General features: G+C 46.2%; 25 protein-coding genes. 3 read left to right on the top strand and 22 right to left on the bottom strand.

Features of this window, described 5'->3' with window-relative positions; translation table 11 throughout:
• Positions 1 to 9: 9 nt before the first annotated feature.
• The 6 genes from BM243_RS00130 to BM243_RS00105 all read right to left on the bottom strand — a co-directional run bounded on the left by BM243_RS00130 (position 10) and on the right by BM243_RS00105 (position 5759).
• Entirely contained in the window at positions 10 to 1374 is a 1365-nt protein-coding gene (locus tag BM243_RS00130) for an ethanolamine ammonia-lyase subunit EutB (RefSeq protein ID WP_074908686.1), read from the bottom strand.
• Between the two features lie 17 nt (positions 1375 to 1391).
• The gene (eutA, locus tag BM243_RS00125; RefSeq protein WP_074908682.1) at positions 1392 to 2822 is read right to left on the bottom strand and encodes an ethanolamine ammonia-lyase reactivating factor EutA; all 1431 of its coding nucleotides are present in this window, start codon (positions 2820 to 2822) and stop codon (positions 1392 to 1394) included.
• 147 nt (positions 2823 to 2969) lie between these two features.
• Entirely contained in the window at positions 2970 to 4379 is a 1410-nt protein-coding gene (locus BM243_RS00120; RefSeq protein WP_074908679.1) for a sensor histidine kinase, read from the bottom strand.
• Positions 4380 to 4396: 17 nt separating this feature from the next.
• A complete protein-coding gene (locus tag BM243_RS00115) occupies positions 4397 to 4969 on the bottom strand; it encodes an ANTAR domain-containing response regulator (protein WP_074908676.1) in 573 nt (190 codons plus the stop codon).
• Positions 4966 to 5394: a EutP/PduV family microcompartment system protein gene (locus BM243_RS00110; protein ID WP_074910855.1), complete on the bottom strand. Its 429-nt coding sequence runs from the start codon at positions 5392 to 5394 to the stop codon at positions 4966 to 4968. Before BM243_RS00110 ends, BM243_RS00115 begins: the two co-directional genes overlap by 4 nt.
• 20 nt (positions 5395 to 5414) lie before the next feature.
• Positions 5415 to 5759 carry a BMC domain-containing protein gene (locus BM243_RS00105; protein WP_074910853.1) on the bottom strand — a complete coding sequence of 115 codons (345 nt, stop codon included), beginning with the start codon at positions 5757 to 5759 and terminating at the stop codon, positions 5415 to 5417.
• Positions 5760 to 6172: 413 nt separating this feature from the next.
• Between BM243_RS00105 and BM243_RS00100 the strand changes: the two genes are divergently transcribed.
• Positions 6173 to 6646 carry a flavodoxin family protein gene (locus BM243_RS00100; RefSeq protein WP_074908673.1) on the top strand — a complete coding sequence of 158 codons (474 nt, stop codon included), beginning with the start codon at positions 6173 to 6175 and terminating at the stop codon, positions 6644 to 6646.
• A 69-nt stretch (positions 6647 to 6715) separates the two neighbouring features.
• Here the strand turns inward: BM243_RS00100 and BM243_RS00095 are convergent, their stop codons facing one another.
• The 5 genes from BM243_RS00095 to BM243_RS00075 all read right to left on the bottom strand — a co-directional run bounded on the left by BM243_RS00095 (position 6716) and on the right by BM243_RS00075 (position 12020).
• The gene (locus BM243_RS00095; protein WP_074908670.1) at positions 6716 to 7660 is read right to left on the bottom strand and encodes a P-loop NTPase family protein; all 945 of its coding nucleotides are present in this window, start codon (positions 7658 to 7660) and stop codon (positions 6716 to 6718) included.
• A gap of 18 nt (positions 7661 to 7678) precedes the next feature.
• Complete coding sequence (locus BM243_RS00090; RefSeq protein WP_074908667.1) at positions 7679 to 8185, bottom strand: GNAT family N-acetyltransferase; 507 nt, start codon at positions 8183 to 8185, stop codon at positions 7679 to 7681.
• A 120-nt stretch (positions 8186 to 8305) separates the two neighbouring features.
• Entirely contained in the window at positions 8306 to 10015 is a 1710-nt protein-coding gene (locus BM243_RS00085) for an FMN-binding protein (protein WP_074908664.1), read from the bottom strand.
• A gap of 226 nt (positions 10016 to 10241) precedes the next feature.
• Positions 10242 to 10814 (bottom strand): DUF4256 domain-containing protein, encoded by a 573-nt coding sequence (locus BM243_RS00080; protein WP_242943487.1) that lies wholly within the window; start codon positions 10812 to 10814, stop codon positions 10242 to 10244.
• A gap of 54 nt (positions 10815 to 10868) precedes the next feature.
• Positions 10869 to 12020 (bottom strand): metallophosphoesterase, encoded by a 1152-nt coding sequence (locus BM243_RS00075; protein WP_074908658.1) that lies wholly within the window; start codon positions 12018 to 12020, stop codon positions 10869 to 10871.
• Positions 12021 to 12269: 249 nt separating this feature from the next.
• Here BM243_RS00075 and BM243_RS00070 point away from each other — a divergent pair, with 249 nt between their 5' ends.
• Positions 12270 to 12866, top strand: coding sequence for a nitroreductase family protein (locus tag BM243_RS00070; protein WP_074908655.1), 597 nt, complete (start codon positions 12270 to 12272; stop codon positions 12864 to 12866).
• A gap of 67 nt (positions 12867 to 12933) precedes the next feature.
• On the opposite strand, the gene BM243_RS00065 is transcribed toward BM243_RS00070, so the two are convergent.
• The 10 genes from BM243_RS00065 to BM243_RS00020 all read right to left on the bottom strand — a co-directional run bounded on the left by BM243_RS00065 (position 12934) and on the right by BM243_RS00020 (position 21338).
• Positions 12934 to 13887, bottom strand: a complete 954-nt coding sequence (locus BM243_RS00065; protein ID WP_074910851.1) for a nucleoside hydrolase — start codon at positions 13885 to 13887, stop codon at positions 12934 to 12936.
• Between the two features lie 18 nt (positions 13888 to 13905).
• Positions 13906 to 14670, bottom strand: coding sequence for a CBS domain-containing protein (locus BM243_RS00060; RefSeq protein WP_074908652.1), 765 nt, complete (start codon positions 14668 to 14670; stop codon positions 13906 to 13908).
• A gap of 134 nt (positions 14671 to 14804) precedes the next feature.
• A complete protein-coding gene (locus tag BM243_RS00055) occupies positions 14805 to 15629 on the bottom strand; it encodes an Mrp/NBP35 family ATP-binding protein (protein WP_074908649.1) in 825 nt (274 codons plus the stop codon).
• A gap of 254 nt (positions 15630 to 15883) precedes the next feature.
• Positions 15884 to 16378, bottom strand: a complete 495-nt coding sequence (locus tag BM243_RS00050) for a DUF7000 family protein (protein ID WP_074908646.1) — start codon at positions 16376 to 16378, stop codon at positions 15884 to 15886.
• A 105-nt stretch (positions 16379 to 16483) separates the two neighbouring features.
• Positions 16484 to 17326, bottom strand: coding sequence for a GNAT family N-acetyltransferase (locus BM243_RS00045; protein WP_074908644.1), 843 nt, complete (start codon positions 17324 to 17326; stop codon positions 16484 to 16486).
• A gap of 37 nt (positions 17327 to 17363) precedes the next feature.
• Positions 17364 to 17819, bottom strand: coding sequence for an ASCH domain-containing protein (locus BM243_RS00040; RefSeq protein ID WP_074908641.1), 456 nt, complete (start codon positions 17817 to 17819; stop codon positions 17364 to 17366).
• A 271-nt stretch (positions 17820 to 18090) separates the two neighbouring features.
• A complete protein-coding gene (locus BM243_RS00035; RefSeq protein ID WP_074908639.1) occupies positions 18091 to 18627 on the bottom strand; it encodes a GNAT family N-acetyltransferase in 537 nt (178 codons plus the stop codon).
• 82 nt (positions 18628 to 18709) lie between these two features.
• A complete protein-coding gene (locus BM243_RS00030; RefSeq protein ID WP_074908636.1) occupies positions 18710 to 19498 on the bottom strand; it encodes an SDR family oxidoreductase in 789 nt (262 codons plus the stop codon).
• Positions 19499 to 19579: 81 nt separating this feature from the next.
• Positions 19580 to 20914, bottom strand: a complete 1335-nt coding sequence (locus BM243_RS00025) for an amidohydrolase (protein WP_083422506.1) — start codon at positions 20912 to 20914, stop codon at positions 19580 to 19582.
• Between the two features lie 151 nt (positions 20915 to 21065).
• Positions 21066 to 21338 carry a DUF5661 family protein gene (locus tag BM243_RS00020; protein WP_031577821.1) on the bottom strand — a complete coding sequence of 91 codons (273 nt, stop codon included), beginning with the start codon at positions 21336 to 21338 and terminating at the stop codon, positions 21066 to 21068.
• Between the two features lie 394 nt (positions 21339 to 21732).
• On the opposite strand from BM243_RS00020, the gene BM243_RS00015 reads away from it, so the two are divergent.
• Positions 21733 to 22602 carry a deoxyribonuclease IV gene (locus tag BM243_RS00015; protein WP_242943486.1) on the top strand — a complete coding sequence of 290 codons (870 nt, stop codon included), beginning with the start codon at positions 21733 to 21735 and terminating at the stop codon, positions 22600 to 22602.
• A 125-nt stretch (positions 22603 to 22727) separates the two neighbouring features.
• Here BM243_RS00015 and BM243_RS00010 read toward each other — a convergent pair whose 3' ends face one another.
• The gene (locus BM243_RS00010; protein ID WP_074908627.1) at positions 22728 to 23612 is read right to left on the bottom strand and encodes an RnfABCDGE type electron transport complex subunit D; all 885 of its coding nucleotides are present in this window, start codon (positions 23610 to 23612) and stop codon (positions 22728 to 22730) included.
• Positions 23613 to 24146: the final 534 nt, after the last annotated feature.

Genomic DNA, 24146 nt, shown 5'->3' with positions numbered 1-24146 from the left:
TCCCTCCTCTCAATCCAAGAATATGGATGCATCTCCAGCGCGCTCTGTAAGTTTGCCATCCTTCAGGATGCCCATCTTTTCCATCCAGCATTCAAATTCCTTGATGGGGGAAAGATTGAGAAGTTCTCTGAGACTTGGCCCATCGTGGTAGCTGGTGCACTGGTAGTTCAGCATGATATCGTCACCGTTGGGGATGCCCATAAAGTAGTTGCATCCTGCGGCGGTGAGCAGTATGGCCAGATTTTCGATGTCATTCTGGTCCGCTTTGATATGGTTTGTATAACAGGCATCCACACCCATTGGAATTCCAGTGAGTTTACCCATGAAGTGGTCTTCCAGACCAGCTCTTATGACCTGTTTGCTGTCATAAAGATATTCAGGGCCGATGAATCCTACCACAGTATTCACGAGGAATGGTTTGTAGCGCTTTGCAAGTCCATAGCATCTGGCTTCCATGGTCACCTGGTCTGCACCGAAGTGGGCATCAGCAGAAAGCTCTGCACCTTGTCCTGTTTCAAAGTACATGACATTTTCTCCATGGCTTGTGCCATGTTTCAAAACCAGGGCTCTTGCCTCATCCAGCATGGCCACATCAATACCAAAGGCTTCATTTCCCTTCTGGGAACCGGCGATGCTCTGGAAAATGAGATCTGTAGGGGCTCCCTGCCTGACGGCTTCCATCTGAGTGGTCACATGGGCTAGCACGCAAGCCTGGGTAGGAATCTCCCATTTGTCCTTAATGGACTTGAAAAGCTCCAGTACTCTTTTTACATTGTCCACCGTATCATCCACCGGATTGAGGCCGATGACCGCGTCCCCAGCTCCATAGCTGAGACCTTCGTAGACGGAAATGGCGATACCATCCAGATTGTCTGTGGTGTGGTTAGGCTGAAGCCTGATGCTGAGTGTGCCGTCCAGACCGATGGTGGTGTTGCAGGTGGCTTGCACCCGGATCTTCTTTGCTGCATAGATCAGGTCCATGTTGCTCATGAGTTTTGCGACAGCTGCCACCATTTCACTGGTTAAGCCTGCGCTGATCCTTCTGATCTTTCTTGGGGTAGCGTCATAGCTGAGCAGCCATTCACGAAGTTCCCCGACAGTCCAGTTTTTGATTTCGTTATAGATGGTTTCATTCACAGCGTCCTGAATGACTCTTGTGACCTCATCCTCTTCGTAGGGGACCACAGGATTGTTTCTCAGATCGCTGAGCAGCAGATGGGACAGTACCTCTTTGGCTGCAACACGTTCCGTGGAATTTTCAGCTGCGATGCCTGCCAGCTGGTCGCCGGATTTCTCCTCATTGGCTTTTGCGAGGACTTCTTTCACAGAACCGAACTGATAGACTGTGCCGAACAATTTGGTTTTCAAATTCATGTGTTAATTCACCTCTTTCAATAATTGAATACTATGGTTTTAATAATGACCGATAATACGGATCCATTTCCGATGGGTTTTCCGATGTCGATATAATCGCCGCTGGCGACTTTGATGCCATCCATGGAAATGATGTCCCTTCTTTTTTTCATCTGAAGCAGTATGCTCTGACCCAGGACTTTTCCAAGATCCTCCTCCACAAGGATGATGAAGGGCTCCGCGTCCTGATAGTGCTCTTCCAACGCTTCTGTGATGATTCTCGCAAGGTTCTCCACCTCTTGATAAGGCATGTTCCTCTTGCCGTGAAGAAAGAGGGCGATGAGGTCTTTCCCGTCCTCCAGGGTATACCAGGAGAGCTTTTCTTTCAGAATCTCAGGAAGATTCTCTGAGGCCTCCTCTTCTCTTGTGAGGGCGACGATGGGGAGATTCTTTATGGGGAACAGGTTTCCTGTGAAGGTGATGGTGCTGCCGCTGAGCTCCATCGTCTGGGTTCCAGCGCCCACCACCGTGGCCATGATGGTCTCCTTGGGCACCATCAGTTCCAGATGGCTCTTCTCAAAGCGTTTTCGTATGGCCCTTCCCAGAAGAATCCCGATGTCTCCATACCGGTAGATCTCCTTTTCTTCTTCATGGAAGTAAATATAATCGGACACACCTCCAGAGAAACTCACCAGCTCAATGGGGGTTTCCTTCCGGAGAAGTTTTCCTTTCCTGCTCATGGTGAGATCCAGAGTTCTGGATTTTTTCAGGGTGATGGATTCAAAGAGCACTTCTGCCATGGCTTCCACCACATCCGTAATGACCTTCTCATCCCGGACCATCCCTTCATATAAAGGGATCTCTCTTTCTTTTGCGAGTCTTTGTATGCTCTCTGACACATAATCCACTCGGCCGGCGTCATCAAAGTAAATGAGTCTGCCTCCGATATCAAGACATGCTGTGTCCAAAGGCTCTCCGTCTTTAAAGACTGCAATGTTGGTGGTGCCGCCCCCGATGTCAAGATTCACCACATACTTTCCTTCCTTGTCGGATACCTGGGCTGCACCGCATCCTTTTCCAGCAAGGATCCCTTCCAGGTCCGGTCCTGCTGTGGCCACCACAAACTCTCCGGCAAAATGAACCAGGCTTTTCATGATCTTCTCCGCATTTTCTTTTCGTGCGGTTTCCCCAGTGATGATCACAGCTCCACTGTCCACGTTCTCCGGATGTATGCCTGATTTCTCATACTCCTTGGCAATGATGGCCTGGAGTTTCTTCTCATCAATCTGAGTTCTGGACAGAAGTGGTGTAAAATAAATGTCTCCCCGATAGATCACCTCTTTGTCCACAATTTTGAACTCCGGCACCCTGGCTCCTGAAGCCATATTTTCCACCTGAATCTTCGAAAAAATGATCTGAGTGGTGGATGTGCCGACATCGATGCCTACACTGACAAGACTTTCTCTCACATTGTGCTCCCTCCTTTCCTCTACAAAGAAAAAGCCGCAAAAAAGCAAAGCAGTACTTCACTCTTTTGCGGCGCCTATGCCACAGTCTTTAAACACATCATTGTGTTCTGTTTCTATATATGCGGAACACCATACAGCGGTCTTCCATCAGGTATGCATGAAATCAAACCGGATGTGGGTCCCCAAGTCTCCTGATTCTATGAAGAGGTCCCCTTTCAATTTGTCTTTGATGAGCTGCTCCACGATGCTAAGACCAAGGCTGCCCATCTTTACTTTGCTGGATTGAAATCCTATGCCGTCATCTGCCACGGTGACCACGGAGGCATACTCGCCCTTCTCAATGGTGATATAGATATTTCCTTCCGAACGTCCCACAAAAGCATACTCCACACAGTTCTGCACCAGTTCATTCACCACCAGAGCGATGGATGTGGCTTTTTCAGAGTTGATGGAAACGCTGTCTCCTCTCACTTCCACATTGAGGTGAAAATGCATGGAGTTTGAAAAGAGCATGGCTCCTTTCACGATATTTGTAAGGATGTCCTTGATGTCCACATCGTCCACCCCGTTCTGCGCTAAAAGCTCATGGGTCACAGCGATGGAAAGCACTCTGCTGATGCTCTCATCAAAGGCTTTTTTTGCATTCTCGTCGGTGATTCTTCTGGACTGGATCCGAAGAAGCGATGCGATGGTCTGCAGGTTGTTCTTCACCCTGTGATGAATTTCCCGGATGGCCACAGATTTTAATATCAGTTCCTTCTCCTTGTTCTTCACCTCAGTGATGTCCCGCACATGGACCACAAGCCCTACTTCCTGATTGTTCTGCTTCATGATGGAGTACTTGATGTTCAGCGCCAGGCTTCCGATCCTTACCTCATCAATCTCCAGATATTCCTTGTCTCTGATTTCCTGAAGGGTGCTGCTGTCCAGCACCACATTGTCAAAATGCATGCCCACAAGATTGTCCCGGTATCCCAGAGACTCGTACAGCTTCTGGGCCCCTGGATTTGTATAGATGATGTGGCCTTGCTGATCCGCAATGAGGATCGCATCCGCCACATAGTTTGTGATATGATTTGCATTGTTTCTGGCGGCGTTCTGAACCATCAGCGCTTGAGCCAGCTGCTCTGCAGTCTCCTGAAGTATCTGCATGTTTCTCTTGTCCGCATAGTCTCTTGTGACGTCCCGCTCCATGATGAGGACCCCAATGACTTTTCCATCATACCGGATGGCCACCACATTCTGCTTCACAGCAATGTCTTCCTGGGTGATGGCTTTCAGCTCAAAGGTGGGAATGCCAATATCAAGGGTTCGCAAAGCGGCGGGTTCGTTTTTACGGTAGGCCAGCTGCCCCACCACCGTATCCTGATACATGGAGTGCTTGGCATTGGCCTCTGCCACCACAATGGCCGCATCCGGATTTCTTGTCATGCAGTCGATGAAGATATCTGCATCCACCATCTCCGCAATGAGCGGCAGAAATCCTTCCAGAGCCTCCAGATAGGTGATTTCCGCATCACTGAGCTGTGTATGGGTCTTGCAGAGATTTCTCAGCATGATCTTCTGCTCCTTTCCTACACATGAGAACGAAGAATCATCTCAGAGATCTTCGCCATGCTGCACCTTTTTTTCATACTGACGTTCCGAAGATAAGCATACGCCTCTTCTTCCGTAAATCCATTCTTGTCCATGAGGACACCTTTGGCCCGGTCAATGCATTTTCTCTCCTCCAGTTTCTTTTCCACTTCTTCCGCCTTGCTTCTATAGTGATGAAGCTCTTCTTGCCTTCGGAGCGCGATCTTCACCGCCGGAATCAGTGTCTTTTCTTCGATGGGCTTCACCAGATATCCCATGACCCCCAGATCATTGGCTTTGTTCACAAATTCTCCGTCATTATAGGCTGTGAGCATCAGGATGCATCCGGCAAGCCGTTCGCCCATGATGTTTTCTGTGGCTTGCAGCCCATCCATGATGGGCATTTTCACATCCATGATCACAAGATCAGGTCTCTGCTTTCTGCAGATTTCAATGGCGTCATACCCATCCGCAGCCTGGCCCACAATCTGGTAGCCGGCTTCCGTGAGGATTTCCGCCAGGTCCATTCTGGTGATGGATTCATCTTCTGCAATAACAATTCTCGGTCTCAACTGGATTCCTCCTTATATGACAAATACTTTTTCAGCTCCTCCAGCCCTTCACCGGTATGGGCACTGACGATGAAAAGCCTTTCAGCGCCTGCCTTCAGCAAAGAAGACTCTGCATAAGCGGTGTCAGAATTTAGGTCTTTTTTTGTGACAATACCTATGACCTCCCGGTTGAAGGCCAAGGCAAAGTTTGGCGGGAAGAGCGTATGATTCTCTCCCGCATCCATGACCATGGCCACCACATCCGTATCGTAGGACGTGATGAGCAGTGCTCGATAAAGTCTTCTATTTTCTGCAAATTCTCCGGGAGTATCCACGATGGTCCCCACGGTTTCAATGGATTGTGTTTTTCTTGCATCCGAGTATCCTTTTTGAAGAACATCCGCTAATGTCGTCTTGCCGCTGTCTGTTCTTCCAATGAGCATCATCTTTTTCAAGATTCGTCCTCCTAAGTTCTTGTGATGGGTGATGGCGTAAATCCCATCACCGTCTCCAGAATCTCCACGATGGCAGATATGGCAGCTTCCACACTGGCCACATCTCCTGTGATGAGAAGAGCTCCGCTGAAGCGGTCAATGAATCCCACCTCGATACCGGCTGCTTTTGAAGCCACATCGGCAGCGATGATGGAGGCTTCTGACGGGGTGATGGTGAGAATGCCGATGGCCCCTGAGGACTCTTCCACAAGTCCCATCTTCCGGTAGATCTCTTTTCTGGGGTTTGCGATGATGTGCGCGATGGTAATCTGCTTACCCGGCACAAACTCTTGTATGATCCTTGTTTTGTTTTCCACCACAAAGCTTCTCCTTCCATAAAAAATGGCTCAGAAAATACATTACGTAATCTCCTGAAGCCCCATTGCTTACCTATGAATCCACGCCGTTGTGGTTTGTTTGTAATCGTTTGCTCATAAAAATCATATCACTATTGTGCTCAATCAGCAATAGGATTTCATTTATTGTGATGCTTTAGACAAATTTTTATGAAATTGTTAGTCAATCAAAGGAAATCAGGAAGAATCCTGTTCAGTTTCACAAATTATCGTGAACTCTTCTGCAATTCTGAAGAAGAAGCACGGAAAAATCAGAGCACCATTTCCTTCATTCTTCCTCAGCCCCATTGACTTTCCTCTCTTCTGGTGTACGATGTAATTGTAAAAATATCATAAGGAAATTTTAAAAAAATACTGATAAAGAAGGGATAAAAATGAGAATCGCCCTGGTCATTCACTCCAAAACCGGCAATACACTTTCTGTGGCAGAAAAAGCGAAAGAAAGTCTCCTGAAGCGTGGTCATGAGGTCACGATCTTCCCCCTTTCTCCCCTGAATCCTGATGCTTCAAAGGTGTCTGAAGTGAAACTTTCATCCATGCCGGAAGTGAAAGGCTTCGACGCCCTGATCCTTGGAGCACCTGTCTGGGGATTCCAGCTGTCTCCCGTGATGCAGTATTTCATCAACAATACCGTTATGCCTCCATCCATGGCTGTATATGTTTTTGTCACGCAGTATTTCCCATTTGCCTTCCTTGGCGGTAACAACGCCATCCGAGGGTATGAAAAGCTTCTATCTGTAAAAAAACAGAAGGCAAAGAAGGCTTATGTCATTGGCTGGTCCAACCAGAAGAAAAGAGAAAAGTCCATCGGATTTTTCTTAACAGATCTTCCCTCTTTCCTTCCTTGACCCGAAGCCTGATAAATCCTGAAGTCCATGGTTTCATGACGAAACTTGAGCCTTCAGGATTTTTTCGTTCTAGCGTTTATGGTAGAGTTCTCCATTCAGGTCCCAATCATAATTCCCTTCCACCTGAAAGGTACTCAGAGTGTCGCTGAACCGAAGCGTCACGGGAAAAGACAAAAGCCCCAGAGTTCTGTCTCCCAGAACTTCCATGGGCATATATGGCCAGAACAAAGAGGAATAGAGAAGCTTCTTCTCCGCATCCCATGAGATGCTCCAGCGGTGTCCTCCATGGGACTCATAAGTGCCCACGTAGCTTTGAATGTCCTGGCACTGGAGGTTCTTCTCCTCATAGGGAACCCCCAAGGCTTTCAACAGCACTTCTGTATACTTCTTCCAGTTTTCTTCTGAAGTTTCCATCTTCAGCTTGTGTCCAGAAAGTCTTTGAAACACCCGGTCCATCTGCTGCTGCTCATAATGGATACTTTCAAAGATGCTCTCTTCTCCTGTATAAGGATGATTTTTGAAATATCCGCAGGGCTCAGGCGCTTTCAGGATCAAATCTTTCCACCAGTTTCCCCGTGCCTGAAAAGCTTTTTCAAAGCTCTGTCTGAGGTCCTCCCGATGAAGAAACACAAAGAAAGGATGAAGCGGCTCTAGAATCTTGCCAATTTCCACAAAGTAGGCATCGATTTCTTTTTCAGTCCATACACTCCCAATTAGATACCGGTCCAGAGCGTGCAGAAAGCACCCTTCCAGAATATAGATCGTATCTTCCTCCTGAATCCTCTTTGCCAGTTCACTCCATTTCGTTATCATATGCTTCCTGTTTTTCTCCATGCCTTCTGCTGTGGTCAGGTCGCCCTTTTCAAACTCTCCTGTCCCGATTGGATGATCACTGCACTCCTCATGGAGCCACTTTGTGTGATATCGTTCTTTCAGCTGATGGTAGATACTTTTTGAAAGGCTGGACTTTCCTACTGTAGAAGGTCCATCCAGTATGATCAGTCTTGTTTTCATAAAGCTTCCCTCGCCTGTCTAAATTTCTTCTCCCAGCACTTTCTCAAAATAGAGAGCACCGGGAAGCGGATTGTAAATGTAGGCGGATATTTCTTGAAATCCGTAGCTTTGATAGAGATGGATGGCTGGCTTCATGACTGACAAAGTATCCAGCCTGATTTTCTCATATCCCCTGACCCTCGCTTCTTTCAGGATTCTCTCCATGAGGATTCTGGAAAGTCCTTTCCCCTGGTGTTCTTCCATAATATAAAGCCTCTTCAGTTCACAGACTTTTTCTTCTAAGGGCCTCAACGCACAGCATCCTACTGCCTTCCCGCAGATTTTCAGAAGGAGAAGGACGCCTTCTGGTTCTCTATATTTTCCCGGAAGATGGTCCAGCTCTTCCTGAAACCCTTGAAAGCAAAGATTGACTCCTGTTGATTTCTCATATTGAAGAAACAGCTGCTTCACTTCCTCCAGGTCCTCCCTGGTTTCAGGGATAAAGAGGTCCATGAAGTTTTCCTTTCCCGTTGTCGTTTCTGCCATATACCATTCCACCTAACTTTTTTTCTATAGTATACCCCAAAAGGCGAAGCGTTCCATACAAAATATCATCCATCATAAAAAGAACGGCCTCACAAGAAGCCGTTACTTTTGATATTTCGCTTATTTTACAGACAGATTGATGGTGATTCTGTTCTCATAGGAAGCTCTAATGGCTGCAATGAGGTCTCCATGTCCGTCATTCAGGCTCATGGTAGCTCCGCTGGTGACATCCGCAAGCATTGCTTTGTCTTCTGCACTCAAAGCATCATACTTAGCCTTGTCTTCAGGTTTGTCGGAACCATCTTTCAGTGGTCTGCCATTGAGATCTGAAGTGTACTTTTCAAACCAATCTTCGATTTCATCCACGGTCTTACCGATGAAGAGCTCTTCATAGGCATCCATCTGCTGCTCCCAAGTGCTCATACCCATTTTATAGTCTGAACCTCTTTCACGCTTGGTCTTCCAGCCTTGGATTTCACTGAAGAAATTCTCTTCAGTGTCTTCGGTCTTTCCATCCACCTTCTCATCATGGTTCTCATCGTAGTTGTAGCCGCCCTGTCCTGGCCATCCGCTGAAGTGAGGCATGCCATCACCGTCATAGTTTGGTGTTGCTACTTCCATCTGATCCACATGCAGTGATACAATCTTGCCGTCCTTGTCAAACAGGGTGCTGGCAAATACCTGGTTGAAACTGTATACCTGCACATCCTGGTCGTCTTTACCTGGACCTACTCTAGGCATAAAGGATACACCGAATCCTCTGGATTCTGCTTCTGTAATTTCAAGACCTTCACGGTTTTCATAAGCCAGCTTGATGGCTTCTACGATGTTTCCGTGTCCGTCATTAAGACTCATGGTCGCTCCGCTGGTGACATCTGCTAGCATGGCTTTCTCGTCAGCAGTCAGCGCATCATACTTTGCTTTGTCTTCTGGCTTGTCGGATCCATCCTTCAGTGGTCTGCCATTGAGATCTGAAGTATACTTTGTGAACCATTCTTCAATCTCTTCCACGGTTTTACCTGTAAAGAGCTTCTGATAGCTGTCCATCTGCTCTTCCCATGTACTCATGCCCATTTTATAGTCTGAGCCTCTTTGTCTCTTGGTCATCCACTCAGAAACTTCCTTCAGGAACAGGTCTTCTGTATTTTCGGTGACGCCATCCACGTTCTCATCGTGGTTTTCATCAATGTTGTATCCAGTCTGTCCTGGCCATCCGCTGATGTGAGGCATACCTGCTCCATCATAGTTTGGTGAGGCGATTTCCACCTGGTCCACCAGAAGATGGAGGATCTTGCCGTCTCCGTCAAAAAGAGCCCCTGCCAGCACTTGGTTGATGCTCCAGACCTGCACTTCCTTGTCATCTGCACCAGGTCCTTTTCTTGGCATATTCGCTACGCCAAAACCAAAGAACACGTCAGATGCTTCCACATTTCCTTCTTCTTCCTCTTCTTCTGCCATGGGCCATGGATTCGCAGTTGGGTCCAGCGCATTCTTCATGGCATAGATGAGTCCGTTGCTTGTCCATGTAGCGCCAGCGATGACATCCACTTCCCAGGAATTGGCTTCCACAAACTTCGCTGGAAGCTGCTCCAGAGCTGGTGTTCCAATACCTTCGGTTTCATTAGGTCCTTCTGCCACCACTTCTTTGATGGTGTCTCCTTCCATGGTCACGGTGACTTTTACTTCTCCGCCATACCCTTCTCCAGTACCAGTGAGTGTTTTGGTCTCTCCACCTGGTGTCTCTTCAGGTGTTTCCGCCTCATTTCCCTTACAGGCAAATAGCCCTAAGGACATGGTGGCTGCAAGCAGCAGTGCTAGTATTTTTTTCATGTTTTCCCCTCCTGTTTTCTGTGTTCCCTACCCCGTAGGATTGTTTGTTAATTCACTAACATAATAACCGAAAAATAAACCGTTTTCAAGGAATTCAGAAAACATTATGCAATGAATAGAATAGGTATAGCCCTATTGTCAATTTGGCAGATGGAACTGTTTGTTTTTATGACAATTTGCGAAAAATTAAGGGCTCTTCCGCCGAAGAGCCCATTACAAAGAACCCTCAGGTTCTCTGGATCCGCAGTTTTCCCCGGAATCCTCTGGATCCATAATAGGAATCTGCCCCATTGTGATAAGTGAACACCGTATTGTATCTTCGGTCACAGAAAACAGCTCCTCCAAGCTTGCGAATCTCCTCCGGGGTTTTCACCCAGCTGGAGGTTTTCAGATCCAGCTTCTCCATTTCCTGGACTTTTCTATACTCCTCTTCTGTGAGAAGCTCGATTCCCATCTCCTTCGCAAGTCCCATGGCACTGTTTTGTGGTTTATTCGCTTTTCTTTTTTCCAGAGCTTCCGTATCGTAGCAGAGACTTCTTCTGCCTTTCGGGCTTTCTTTGGCTACATCCATAAAGACCAAAGTGCTGCTGGATTCTTCCAACGTCACCACATCCGGTTCTCCCCCTGTGGCTTCCATCTGAGAAAGAGACCACATGGCAGATGCATCATGAAGAAGTGCGCGATGAACCTCTTCCCACTTTAAGCTTCTATGAAGGTGGCTGTTGCGTTCAAACCTGTTTTTCAGGATTTCCAGAAGTTTTTCTATTTCATCTTTCGTTAGTATTCTTCTATCATGCAATCTTATCCTCTCCTTCATTCTCTGATATTACTCACATCTCATTTATCTATTCTCCTATTTCACTCTTTGTAGCATAATACTTGCAATTTCGCTGTTGGTGCCCACTCGCATGGGAGGTCCCCAGGTGCCTGCCCCGGAGGTGACGATATAAACGGGAGCTTCTTCATTTCTCTGGTAAAATCCGTAATCCACTTCAAAGAGGAGCTTTGTGCCCAGCTGGAAAGGAAAGATCTGTCCTTTGTGGGTATGGCCCGACAGCACGAGATCCACTTCTTTGCCATACTGCTCCACATGGGATGGTGTGTGATCCAGTACGATGACCGGCAGACCTTCCGGAAGTGAAGAAAGAACCTCTTTCGTTTCTTTTCTCTTTCTTCCACCAAAACCGCCAATGGGTGAAGGGTCCAGCCTTCCCAGGATGACGAAGGAATCTGCCACCACCTGATGCTCCTCCTGGAGCACCGTGATGCCGCTTTCTTCTAAAAACTGAAGCATCTTGGGATAGGTTTTCCCGCCATCATGGTTTCCCAAAGAAGCATAGATGCCATAGGTGGACTCTATCTCTTGAAATAGTTTTTTTGCCCTTTCAGGATCTCTTAGAAGCATAAAGTCATCATCAAAAATATCTCCCGAAATGAGCACCAGGTCCGGCTCTTCTGCCTGGACCTTCTTTAAGATTTCCGGCAGCCTTTTCTCACCGCCCACCGCTCCCAGGTGAAGATCACTCAAAAGAACAATTTTCATCTTTTCTGGAAGGCTTTGCGCATAGGAGTCCACCTCATAGGCTACGGTCTTGATGTTTCCTGCATGAATCGTACCATAGACAACAAGGGCCAGGGAAAAGACATTTATGAGGAAGGAAGAGGCTGCCAGTACGTTCACCCCAGCCAGTTCTCCTTTTATTTTTACGAGTTTTCCAAGAATCCGCAGTCCGTCTCTTACCAGAAACAGCATCAGCCCATAAGCATAAAACCCCATGAAATAGGCACCCAGGGTGCCAAAAAACCGTTTCAGTCCATAGGAAATGGGCAGCATGCCAAAGACCATGGAAAATGCCAGTACCATCATAAGCATGTAGAACATCCATCTGCTTTTTTCAGGCAGCATCCAAGAAAAGCCTTCCTGAACCCGTCTGCCAAGATACATTACGGAAATGACATACAGTGCCATAAAGACCACCGCTCCGACAAAAATACCCACTCTCATGCATTCTCACTCTCTTCCAGGCGCATTGCGCCTCATAGAATCAATATATACCATTTTATCATATGTCAACTGAAAAATATCTTCATAAAAGAAATCCTTTGCATTTATCAAAGTAGAAAAACCCTGAAAGAACCCTCTACTAGAGCCTTTTCCCCTTGAAAATACTGAAAGATCCGGTATAATATATTGTATAAAATAAAATAACACGCAATGCAATTTGCAGATAGAAACGATAGGAGAATATCAGATATGCACAACGATTTTCTTGCCTCCGTGGCAAAAAGAAGAAGCTATTACAGCATCAAGGATGAGAGTCCTATTTCAGACGAGAGACTGAAGTCCCTCATTGAGGAAGCAGTGAAGCATACCCCTTCAGCCATGAACTCTCAAAGCACAAGAGTGGTGGTCCTCACAAATAAGCAGCATGACAAGTTATGGGACCTGACAAAAGAAGCTCTTCAAAAAGTAGTCCCTTCAGAACAGTTCCAAGCAACCAGCGACAAGATCGATTCTTTTAAAAGCGGTTACGGAACGGTCCTCTTTTATGAGGATATGGACGTCATCACATCTCTTCAGAAGCAGTTTGAGCTCTATAAGGACAACTTCCCTGTCTGGTCCCACCAGGCCAGCGGCATAAGCCAGTTCATTATCTGGAACACCCTGGAGACGGAAGGATTCGGTGCTTCCCTTCAGCACTATACGGAACTCATAGAAGAGGATGTGAAAAAAGAGTGGCAAATCCCTTCCAGCTGGAAGCTCATCGCCCAGATGCCCTTTGGCACCCCTACATCTGAACCCTTTACCAAAGCATTCCTTCCCCTGGAAAACCGCGTGAAGTTTTTCTAACACCTTAAAAAAACTCTGAGGATAAAGCCCTCAGAGTTTTTTCTTGTTCTACAGTCAATTTTGGTGCTCAAAAAGCCAAAGCCTCCACCAGCACTCTCCTGAACTGCTCCTGATGAATCTTCATAAGCACTCTGCAGTTTGGCTCTTTTTCCACCCAGGGCCTTTCATCTTTATAACTCATGCCCTGGGAAGCTCCTTCCCTGGTGTCAATATGTATTGTCAGATCCTCATAGGTGAAGATCTCCGGATGGGACAGCGCTAAGACTGCACAAGGGTCATGCAAGGGATGTGCTGTGCCCGGATAGTTCTTCAGCATATTGGCTGCAGGCTTTGAAAGAACACCAGGATGATTCCGGATTTCTTCCAGATTCTCTTCTGAAATGGTTGCATCCAAGGTCATATGAAGTCCTGATAACATCAAAGGCACCCCACTTTGAAAGACGATGGAAGCTGCTTCGGGATCCACATAAAAGTTGAATTCACTCAGCGGCGTCACATTGCCTCCCTCTAGGGTTCCTCCCATGATGCTGATGACACGGATCTTTTCTTTCACTTCCGGATAGGTCTTTAGAAGCAGCGCGATGTTGGTCAAGGGGCCAATGGCTACCATGGCTGTTTTTCTCTCCTCGTCCAGAAGAAGCTTCCGCATGGTGTCTACTGCATTTTGCTGGATTCTATCTCCCGTCAGAGAAACCCCAAAAAGACTGGAAGCGCCGCCCAGTCCATCGCTTCCGTGAACCTCTTCTGCTGAGAACTTTCCTTTCACCAGAGGCTCAGAAGCGCCTCTGGCTAGGACTGCTTCAAGCTCCAGAACTTTCGCAAAGAGCTCAATGTTCTTTGTGGTCGTTTCAATATCAAGATTCCCTGAAACTGAGGTGATCCCTTTGATCTCAAATGCGTCTGAGGCCCTGGCAATCATCAGCGCAATGGCATCATCGATGCCAGGATCACAATCTATGAGAAGCGGAATCTTCTCCCCTTCTTTTCTTGTCAGATGATGGTCTAGATTTTCTATACTCATATGTTTCTCCATCCTTTGTTATTTTTTCGAAGAATCCTCTTCACTCTCCTGAAACGCACCTTTAGCCAGATCCCATAAGGTGACCATACCGAGAAGCTTCTCGTCTAGGCTTCCGTTTTCTGTTAGAAAAACCACTTCCAGTCTTTTGTCCCCTTTGGAAGAATTCACCAGCCTTTCTTCCAGATCCGCCACGGACTCTCTTCTGGAGGCGAACTGAAAGTACTCCTTCTCATGGGCTTCCATCTTAAGATAAGGAACCAGATCTTTTAGTCTGAAGCCGTTCCGAAGATCCAGATGCCCCGTTTGTCTCACATACTGGAAAATGGTCTCATCACTGAACACGCCCAGCATTTTCCCTTCTTCCATGACGGGAACGTAGGAGAATCCTTCCTTGGTCATGGTTTTCATCACCTCATGGACAGGAGCCTCCAAGGAAGCGGTATAAAGATTTTTGAATCGTATAGCTATGGTATCCAGAGCTTTGGGAGGATCCATGACTTCTCGAAGGATCCTTTCAAAAAGCTCCACCTGTTTCAGATGTGGCTCCGCGATGATCTCCATATTGTCCCTGCCAAAATCATGGACAATGGCATTTCTCAGCTCCCCGAAGGAATGAAGGATCAGCTTATGTTTTCTGAAGGTGCTGTCTCTTTTGGAAAGCTCTATGATTCTCTGATAATAGGAATTGAATCTTCTATCCCTGTTCAGCTTCACATCCATAAAATGGTCCAGCTCATTATACGCTCTGATAAAGCGGTAGGCATTATTTGATTCTTCTCTCATGCTTCTTCTCCTTCTTTCTCTATTACTATCATTCTACACAAGGCTGTCAATGAAGTCCATGGACCTTTTGCTCCCACTTCTTATTTGACTGCAAAAAAAAGGAAGCTCTGTCCGCTTCCCTTCTCACTACTCGGTTATTCTATGATTCTTGCCACTGGATAGAGCCACTGGGCCTCATACTCTTCGATGGAGCCTCTGTCACAGTGCTCTGAAATCAGAGGGTCTATGGGCATTTTTGCAAGCACATCCAGATGATGCTTCGCAGCGACTTCTTCTATATGGCTCTCCCCAAAGATCTGATACTCTTTTCCGTTATCCGGACACCGGAAGTAGGACATGTTCTCCACCAGTCCCAAGATGGGCACCTTCATCATCTCTGCCATCTTCACTGCCTTTTCCACGATCATGGATACCAGTTCCTGGGGAGAAGTCACAACGATGATCCCATCCAAAGCGATGGACTGGAATACCGTCAACGGAACATCCCCAGTCCCAGGAGGCATATCCACAAACATATAGTCAATGTCTCTCCAGATCACATCCTGCCAGAACTGCTTCACGGTATTGGCAAGAATGGGTCCTCTCCAGACCACCGGATCTGTCTCTTTCTCCAGGAGGAGGTTGATGGACATGACATCAATGCCTGTTTTTGTGGTCACAGGCATTACCCCCATTTCTGTAACAGGTGCCTTTCCTTTCAACCCAAATGCTTTGGGAATGGAGGGACCTGTGATGTCCGCATCCAGAATGGCGGACTGATAGCCCATTCTGTTCATGGTGACGGCCAGGAGTGAGGTCACAAGGGATTTTCCTACTCCACCCTTGCCGCTGACAATGCCGATGACTTTTTTCACACTGCTCATGGCATGAAGTTCTTCTCTAAAGTCCTGTGGGTCTGCTTTCCGCTCTGCACAATCCTCAGAACAGCTGCCACAGTTTAAGTTGCAGGTTTCGCTCATAATGTTACCTTCTTTCTAGAATAGATGATTTGAATCCTGTAAAAGTATTCCTTTTTAGTATGCTCTTATATTGACATATGTCAACATTAAATTCTATCCTCATCCTAAAAGAATCCAAAACACGGGCAGTAGCCCGAAAACTCCTGAGACTGAACCTTATACATTCATAGATTCCTTGCATTTTATGGAATGCAAGGAATCCGTGGTGCCTGTTCTACAAGGGCTTTTCTTCTGAAACTTTGATGCCGAAAAGATCAGTCCAGATTTTCTAACTGCTTCTCCATCTGTTCAAGGATATTCTTCACCATCGGTGCAACTGCCTTATAGGCATCCTCTTTCTCCGGCAGGTCTTTTCCCTCTGCCAAGGTAAACTCCAGGAGAGCATCTTCATTGTCTTCTTCATGAAAGGCCGGCAGAAAAAATCCAGGATCCGCCGAAAAATAAGTCCGGTACTTTTTCATCACTTCCCGGTTCTGACCAGAAATCCACATCTCCAGACTTCCTTTTCCATGGACAAAAACCAGGGCCAGCTTCAGCTTCTTCTGAAGGAGCCTGTCGGTGGCAATGGAAAAATAGGTCATGTCCATGAGCCCTTCATAGAGACCACCTATCCTGAAGCTCTCATTCTCTTTTTGAAAGTCCTGCCGTAAGAATCTCATATAGAGAATGATCTCTTTGTAAATTTCTTGCACATTGTACGCCTTCAAGACTTCTTTGTAGCTTTCTACTTCTTTTGAAAAATCTGACACGGGCCTCTCCTCCATCCTTTTCTAGTAGCTAATAAGGCTCAGATTGATGCGTGATTGCGTTCCAAAAATTGCACTTTCTGAAAGACTTGACGAGCAGCTTTATAGTTATAACATCTTCACCATCTCAAACTGGTTTACAGTATTTTCAGCACCACAGGCTTTTAGAAATTGAACCATACTTCCTGCCCCTTCTTCTACATTAAGTAGTATGCCCTGTGGAGCTTCCGTCTGAAGAAGAAGATCCTGAAGGATACTGCCACCGATGCCCTGTCCCCGATGGCTCTTATTCACAGCCAGCTGCGGAATATCACCTGTTAGCTTATCAATGAGCCCGTATCCCACCACCTTCTCCTCCTCCTTCACCACGGAGAAGCAGAAGGTCTCTTTCACAGCTTCTATGGACGCGATGGAGTTTTGCCAGGATGGGATAAAATCCCAGAATACTTTCATCTCTTCAAGATTTTCTAAGGACAGGCGCTGCACTTCCTGGGTCCTCTGGCACGTTGCCTTGTCCTTTGGAATACGATAGCAAAGAAAACTTCTTGTCACCTGAAACCCCTGCTTCAGATACAGATCATAAGCAGAGGTGTTCTCCTGAAGCACTTCCAGCAGGTACTGTTCCATGCCGCTGTTTTTCAAGACAGGTTCCAGCTCCTTCAGGATCCTCGTGGTGATCCCTTGCCTTCGATGGCTTTTCACTACACCGGTGCCCATATCATACACGGTCTTCTTCCCTTCATAAATTCGATGTCCGTTTAAAACAAATCCCACAAGCTTGCCATCAGAAAAAGCACCCAAGGAGAGTTCCGGTGAAAAACCTCTTCTATTCATCATATGATGAAACTTTAAGAAAGGCAGGTCCATTTTTACCTGATAGTCGGAAAAGGCATCCACAAAAGCTTCGTGTATCTTCTCCAGCTGTACTTCATCAAGAGTTTTAAATTCCACTACATCATCCCCTTATATTTTCCTTCAAGTAAATCGATCAGGGTTCCTGATAAACTACTTCAAACTCCTCAAAAACCACGGGCATATCTTCTGTAAACTCATACCCCAGTTCCTGGCCTTCTTCTGTGAAAAACCTTTGGTGGCCCCTCTGCCAGGACGCCAGAGTATCATCTTCTCCCTCCAGCTTGCAGATGTCATAGGTCATCTCACGAAACGGAAGAATCCGTACTTTACTTATCCGGATAACGCATTTGGGCTCCCCCGCCCAGTTTGTGACAATGCTGAAATCTCCCACTTCCGGAAGCCTCAGATTTTCCTTCTCAAAAGCGTAAAGACTGCTGGCCGTGGCTTTTTTCTGCCCAAGGAGCACCAAGCGAAGAAGCTCCTCTGCCCATTTTTCTGTGATCTCAAAATGGAAACAATCAAAGTATGTACTATCTGGGGGCAAACGCTTTTCAATCAAGAATCGATGCCAAAAATCCTGAATTATCATTTATGATCACTCTCCCTGCTTCTTACTTAAGTTTTCAATTCTCTTCAGTCTTCTAAAAGAAGATCATCGAGGTAACCAGAGATTGCCAAATCAAATATCCTCTCGTCTGCGGTCTCCTGCAAAGACTCTTCCCAAGTAATACGAATATCAGATCTTTCTGTCAAATCTGGCCAAAACCAGGGACTCTCAGTCCAGCTGCAGCAGCATGCTCATTGGCACCAAAGCTTCAGAAACGTCAGCTCTCCTCTAATATCTACTGTTTCTATCTTCTTCAGATCTTCACAATCCAGATTTCATGAGAAACGCCTTCAGCCCAGTAATTCTCAAACGTATAACGAGGTGAACCAAATTTCTTCTTCCAGATTCTCTGGGCTCTTTGATATCCGCTGTCGAGGCAAAACTCCCTGATGCCTCGCCTTCTCAGTTCTCTTTTCAGCTCTTCCAAAAGCGTTGTGGCTATGCCCTGACCCTGATGATCCGGATGGACAAAAGCGGTGCCCATTTCCGGCACTTCTTTCAGTTCTCCCTTTGTCAGCTCCTTAAGGAGAGCGCTCTGCTTCCCAAACTCCATGGTGCCTACAATATTGTTGCCAGAAACTGCCACTAGAAAATAGCGATCCTCACCTCCACTTTCAAAATAGGAGGCCAGATACGCCCTTTTTGAAGCCAGCTCCTCTTGAAGGTCATAAATCTTCTCATCTATCTGTTCTTTTCGATAGGTATCCACGAGAACAACTCTCATAAACTCCTCTATTTGGAAAGTCTCTTCTTTCTTTGGTCTTCTTACAGTCACTTCTGTTCTCTTCATATTTTATCCTTTCCCTGGGTGTTTCATCACCAAAACACCGTACACTTCCCTCCAGGCAAAGCACCCTATGATCTGATGCTTCTTATATGAGCCTGTTTTTACGAAACGGCGCCTGCATGAACCTCCAGGCAGATTTTCTTCCAGTAAGCCAGGTGATTCTTGCGTTATTTTTTCTATTGGTGAGAATCTTGGGGATGAAAAACTCTGCGACGGTTTCCGGTTTATCTGCAAGTATATTAAAAATCTTTTTGAACTCTTTATTCTGGAAAAGCTCAGCAGTGCCCCCATCTGGCATCTTTGTAATGAAATCCGTGAGCATCATGCCAGGTGAGAGTCTGCCTGCGATCACTCCCGTACCTTCCAGCTCTTTCGCGAGGCCTTTCATGAAATACGTCAGGGCGGATTTTGTGGTGCCATACAGAATGGTCTTCACCTGGATCATCTTGTTGGAACCCAAGCCTTCCATACTGTAAATGGCCCCATGGCCCTGCAACAGCATTCCCTTGGCTGCAACCTGACTGCCATAGACCATCCCCAGAAGGTTGGTGAGAATCACACTGTCTGTATATTCTTTTCCAGTCTCCCAAGAAAACACATGGGGCGTGTTCCGTCCCGCGTTGTTGATCCAGATCTCCACGTTGCCCCATTTCTTCTTGGATTCCTCAAAGAGATTCTCTACACTGTCTTTTTTCGTCACATCGCAGCATACATAATGGCAGCTCTTTTCAAACTCTTTCAGCTGCTCTTTTACAGACGGTGCAAGTTCTTCACCACGGCCTGAAAGAGTCACTTGGCACCCCTTCTTCAAAAACGCTATGGCCATGGCCAATCCAATCCCACGGGTACTCCCTGTGATGACAATATTTTGCATCGCTTTCCACTCCAGTTCTTAGATTCATTTTCAATATTAAATATGATTTTAACTGGTACTTCCGACTACGGTGTCCATCCACTACCCCAGGGGACTGACATAAGGATTTCCCTCTGTACGACTTCTGAACTCCTCTTGCGCTTCCCGAAGAATCTCCGGTTTTTCCATGAGATCCACCGCCATCCCTGCCATGATCTTTGCTGCATAGAGCATGCCCTTTTGCCCCAGGGAGCTTCCAGAAGCAGAGGCGGACTGCCAGGTATGGGCATTGACGCCCAGGGGCCAGGCTGCTGTAAAGATTGCACTGAACGGCATGAGCCAGCTGACATCTCCAATATCAGAAGAACCTGAAATGGGGTAGCTCTTGGCTGCCTCTATGGATAAGGTCTCTTTATGGATGTAGCTTCCTTCAGTCTCCATGCCCAGGACTTCCCGGTCCTTTTTCAGCTGCTCTTCTGGTAGCGACATGGAGAGGACTTTCGCAAGATTTTTTTCTTCTTCGGTATAGGGACTCATTTCCATTTCATGGAAGTTCTGATGGGCCAGCTGAAAAAGCACATGGTTTGGAAGGATTTCGTAGCAGCCTCCCACCTTCTCATAAGATAGGGTTGTATCTGTCATTAGGGCAGCCCCCTTCTGGCAATTCAGGACACGGTCCGTAATCTCATTCACATCCCTTCTGTGAGGCGCTCTCACATAATACCAGGAGGAAGCTTCTTTTGGTACGATATTGGGAGCTTCTCCTCCGTTTGTGATGACATAGTGGATCCTTGCAGAGCTTATAACGTGCTCTCTCATGACGTTGACGCCCATGTTGGCAAGCTCCACCGCATCCAGCGCACTTCTGCCCTGCCCCGGTGCCTGTCCTGCATGGGAGGAGATTCCTGTAAAATGAAATTTCAGATTGTTCATGGCAAGAAAACCCTGATATACAGGAAAATTCGCATTCCACGGATGGTACGAAAAACCAGCGTCACAGCCCTCAAATGCATGATACTTCGCCATGAGCACTTTGCCATCCAGAAGCTCTTCCTGGGGACATCCATAAAATCTCACTGTCCCTTCCTTGCCTGTGTCCTCCAGATATTTTTTTACGGCAAGGGCACTGGCGTAGGCGCTGGTTCCAATGAGGTTATGACCGCAGGCGTGTCCTGGTTCAGAAGCGCCCACTGCTTCTTTCACCATGCTTCCGCCTTTCTGGGAGAGCCCTGGCAGCGCATCATACTCCCCAAGAAGCCCCACCATCGGGTGTCCTTTTCCATATTCTGCATAAAATGCATACTTCAGCTCTTCTTCTGGAAACTCATGGATGTGGAATCCCTGTTCTTTCAGAATCATTTTAAACTTTTCAGAGGATTGCTTCTCCTCGCCAGAAATCTCTGGATAATTATAGAGATCCTGCGAAATAGAAAACACCTCTTCCGCCTTCTAGTCCAAGTACTGAGACAGTTCTTTTTTCTTCATTGGTATTCCTCTCTTTCTCTTTTCTTTATCTTTAGTCTTTAAACCGCACTTTCCAAACCTCTTTGTTATGTGCTATTGCATCACTTTAGTGCAGATCTCTTATCTATTTTCCTTCCCAGTAGGCTTCCGCTTCTTTCTCCATCTTCATGAGCCTTGTATAGTAATCCGGGAACTCATTAAGATGTGCCAAGGCTATTTTTGCGGTGGTAAGGGGGTCGTCATTGGTCACATTGGTGAGATCATCTGCTCTGCCATGTTCCAGCTCCACATCCATGCCTACACGGAACTCCTCCACGTCAAATCTTTTCCAGTCGATGCCGAGCCTTTCTCCATACTCCCTTGCTTCTTCTACCGTGAATTTCTTTTTTGCTGACATTTTTCATCCGCTCCTTTTTTGATTTAATATTTATTTACTGAATCAGTGAATCAGTCCCACAATACAGTCTAGGTCAGAGAACAAGTTGTAAAAACAAAAAGAATAAGATCTTTTATTCGTACGAATACTTGATGGTTCCCCAAATAGGATATGCTAGGACTTCAAACACCCTTCAAGGTTTATACTATTATTATCGCACCATTTCATCAGATATCAACATGGCAAAAGAACGAAAGAGATTCCCCCGAAAAACATTCTCCTCCAATCTATGGGCAGTAAAGAACAGAATAAAAGCTAAAGATTCTGTTCCTGTTACATAAATAGCATGTAATTCAATAACACAAAATTCATTTTTTGAGGTATACTGAATGTATAGAAGATCTCAGGAGGAATAATGCATATGAAAATCGGATCCCATGTCTCAATCAAGGATGGTCTCATCGGTGCTGCGAAGGAATCTTACAGCTATGGCGCCACTTCCTTTATGATATATACAGGCGCCCCCCAGAACACCAGAAGATCTCCCGTTGAAACCATGAAAATCATGGAAGGCCATGCCTTTATGAAAGAACATAATCTTTCCGACTTCGTGGTCCATGCCCCCTACATCATCAATCTGGCGTCCTATAAACCCGAAATCTTCAATCTGGCAACGGATTTTCTGAAGATTGAACTGGATAGGACCACAGCTTTAGGCTCTCAGTATATGGTGCTTCATCCTGGTGCGTTCACCGATATGGATGTGGACTACGGTATCCAAAAGATCGCTGAAGGCCTTAATATGGTGCTGGACAAAGACACTCAGCCTTTCATCTGCCTGGAGACCATGGCTGGAAAAGGAACGGAAATCGGAAGAAATTTTGAAGAGCTTGCAAAAATCATCGAGCTGGTGGATCATAAAGAAAAACTAGGAGTCTGCTTTGATACCTGCCATACCCATGACAGCGGCTATGACATCATCAATGATTTTGATGGTGTCATAAAAGAGTTTGACGAGATCATTGGTCTGGAACGCTTGAAGGTTTTTCATATCAATGGATCCTTAAACAAAAGAGGTGCCAGAAAGGACCGTCATGCAAACATTGGCGCTTTGGAGGACAACCCCAAAGGAAAAGACCAGATTGGCGCAGAAGCACTGAAGTACATCGTCCATCATGAAGTGGCTAAAGGGAAGCCTGTGATTCTTGAAACTCCTTGGCTGGATAAAAAAACAAATCTCTATAAAGAAGAGATTGCCTTCTTACGTGGGGATGGCGTTCTCTAGGAGAGCATTTTCACATAGATAATCATAAAAATCCTTGGGCAGACCTTTATAAAAGGGAGCCCAAGGATTTTTAATTTTCACGAAGCGTGACCAGTATACTACATGCGTATGATCCACAGCGAAGGTTACACTGCTTTTGGTGATTTCAATCTGGTCATTTCAGTATTGATGAAAGGAACCAGGTAGTTCATACCGATGATGGCGAAGGTGGTTCCTTCTGGCACCCATCCCCATAATCTCATGGCCATGATGAGAAACCCTACCCCAATACCAAATATCCATCTGCCTTGGTCTGACTTTGGCGATGTGACAGGATCTGTGGCCATGAAGAATGCACCTAAGATTGCACTGCCGGAGAATAAATGAAACAGTGGGTTCTGGCCACTAAGGACCGCAACCACAGCCATGGTGGACAAAACCGCTGCTGGAATTCTCCAGTTGGCATACTTGTTCCGAATGAGATAGGCACCCCCAACAAGCAGCAGCAGTGCAGATACTTCACCAATGCTTCCACCGATGTTTCCGATGAAAAGGTTCCAAATGGAAGTGGATGTGGAGCCAGTGTCTCTCAATACTCGAAGAGGTGTTGCGGTAGACTGCAGATCCACAGGAGAGAGCCAAGGCGTCATAGCTGTTGGAAATGCCAGCACAAGGAATAATCGTCCAAAGAGTGCAGGGTTGAATAAATTTTTCGGAAAACCTCCAAATACATGCTTCCCGAAAATCATCCCCACCGCTGTAGAAATAGCCAGTACATATAGAGGTGTAGATGGGGAAACGGACAGTGCCAGAAGCAGACCTGTTACCACAGCACCTCCATCTTTGAACGTATACTTTCTTTTAAAAATGAACTGAAAAAGTGCTTCGGAGAACACAGCTACTGATACCCCCACCAGAATCAGAAACAGTGCCTTTTCTCGAAATAGATAAAGTGAAAGTGCTGTTGCAGGTAAAAGCGCCAGGAGCATCCCTCGGAACATCTTCACCATGCCATCGAATAATCTTTTCATAGAACCTCCTATTTCACCATGAATGAATCATCAAAAATTGTGATAATTTAATGTAATTGTACCATGAGATAGTATGATTTCTTACAATTTTTTAGATGAAATGAGGTGGAATTCTTAAAATTATCAATTTGGCAATGGTCTCTATTTTTGTTTTGGATTGCATTGAAGTCCACGTTCCTGATACGGTTAATCCATGATTCTCAAAAACAAAATCCAGCAGATGCATCAGACTCTGCTGGATTTCCTTTTACTACCACATATTTTATGAAAGAAAATGTCTGACATATCCCAAGAAGAAGCTTGTCAGGACGTTCCTTCCTCACCAGTGAAAACCAGCGTCTTCGTTTTTCTGAAACCCAATGTACTGTATGTGATCCTGAGGCTCTTGGCGCTTTTTAGTAGATCCTGCTTCGCTTTTGAATCTACCATAAAAACAAGATTTGACACTCCCACAGCTAAAGCAATGGGATTCTTGGGTGATTAAACGCCAGTCTGTTTCCAGTAGGCGAGTATGACCCCAAGCTGAGGGCATGC

It is taken from the genome of Proteiniclasticum ruminis (assembly GCF_900115135.1).
In the GTDB taxonomy this organism is placed as follows: domain Bacteria; phylum Bacillota; class Clostridia; order Clostridiales; family Clostridiaceae; genus Proteiniclasticum; species Proteiniclasticum ruminis_A.
This window is presented reverse-complemented; position numbering and strand designations above follow the sequence as displayed.